General features: G+C 39.3%; 1 protein-coding gene. It reads right to left on the reverse strand.

The window, feature by feature from the left end; translation table 11 throughout:
• A partial coding sequence (locus T489_RS0112275; RefSeq protein ID WP_031580306.1) for an AAA family ATPase occupies positions 1–1,337 on the reverse strand: 1,337 nt, incomplete at its 3' end.
• Positions 1,338–1,495: the final 158 nt, after the last annotated feature.

Below are 1,495 nucleotides of genomic sequence, written 5' to 3' on the forward strand. Positions count from 1 at the left end.
ACCAGTTCAGCGGTACTGGATTTCATAACTGAATTGTTCTTAAAATAATTCAGAATTCTGGATTTAAAGCATTTTCTGATTTCTTCATTAGGAATATAAACACTGTACTCATCACTTTCAGGATTATGGGACTGGGGTTCAAAAGTTAAATACCCGGTATAAAGCAGCAGAGTCCAGAAATCATTTATGTCATGGTTCTGCAAATCACCGTAGCACAAGGTGGCTCTTACTTCCGCAGTTATTGATTTACCATCCAGAAGATCCTGCATCAGCTCAACGTCTTCAGGCTCGATAAAGCCCATGAATTCTTCGATTACATCATTACCGCTGGTGTTTATCCAGTAGTTGCCGGCTTGAATGAGATTTTTGTCTTTACTCAGTTTTCTGTAGTTGTCATTACAGAAGTTCATTACATCCCACGGACAGTACATATGAGTTGTTCCAAAATGGTACCCGTCGTAATTGTTTCTTACATCTTCGTAATAGTCAGTAAGACCGTAATATGAAAGAACTTCTTCGGACTCTTCCTTGGTAAAACCTATTCCCTGAGATACATTATCATCTCCAGAATCAAGAATCGAGCAGACCAGCAGATTGTTAAGTCCAGTAAAAATACTTTCCTTAGCTGCTCTTAAACATCCGGTAAGCACAGCTCTGCCAAGATACAAATTGGTCTTTAAGGCATTGCTCAGGAACGGACTGATGATGTCAATCATTTCCCGGTAATAGCCGTTATGGGCCGCCTTGGCGATAGGTACATCATATTCGTCAATGAGCAGAATAGGCTTGATCCCGTGGTGCAAATATAACCAATAGCACAGTCTTTCCAGAGAATTTTTAACAGCATTTTGATTCTCTGGATTGCAAAGATATTTTTCGTTCTTTAATTGTTTAAAATCATTTACAGCGTCTTCTTTAAGTTTTTTACTTTCAGCAAGATAATCAAACTGACAAAGCATCTTATAGATGGTGCTTCCAAGCTGCTCGTAAGCTCTAAGAAAATTATTTCCGGATACAGATTTCAGGGAAATAAAGATTACCGGAAACTTCCCCATGTATTCACTGCAGAATTCCCTGTCCTCAAAGATTTTTGTATCCTTGAACCATTTCTCCTGAAGTGACACATCACCGGGATTTTCGATATTCAGAGAAAGAAAGTCATAGAAGGTGGACATGGTAAGCGTTTTACCAAAACGTCTCGGTCTGGTGATAAGCATTACGTCCGCTTTGTTCTCCTTAAACACGGTTCTGATAAAAGGAGTCTTATCAACGTAATAGCAGTCATTTTCAATGAGCTTATGAAATAATTCCGCTCCAATACCTATAGACTTCAACATTCTGCTCCACCTCTGAATCTGACCATCACCTCTAAAAAGGCCTTTCCCCGGTCCGCTATTGAAGCGCAGAAAGGCTCTATCACTGTCATTATCCCATAACCTGCTTAATCGTCAACCGCCAACATCTTACTTTTTGATAAGAATATAAGCATAAAGTA

This window comes from Ruminobacter sp. RM87, from assembly GCF_000701925.1.
GTDB lineage: Bacteria > Pseudomonadota > Gammaproteobacteria > Enterobacterales > Succinivibrionaceae > Ruminobacter > Ruminobacter amylophilus.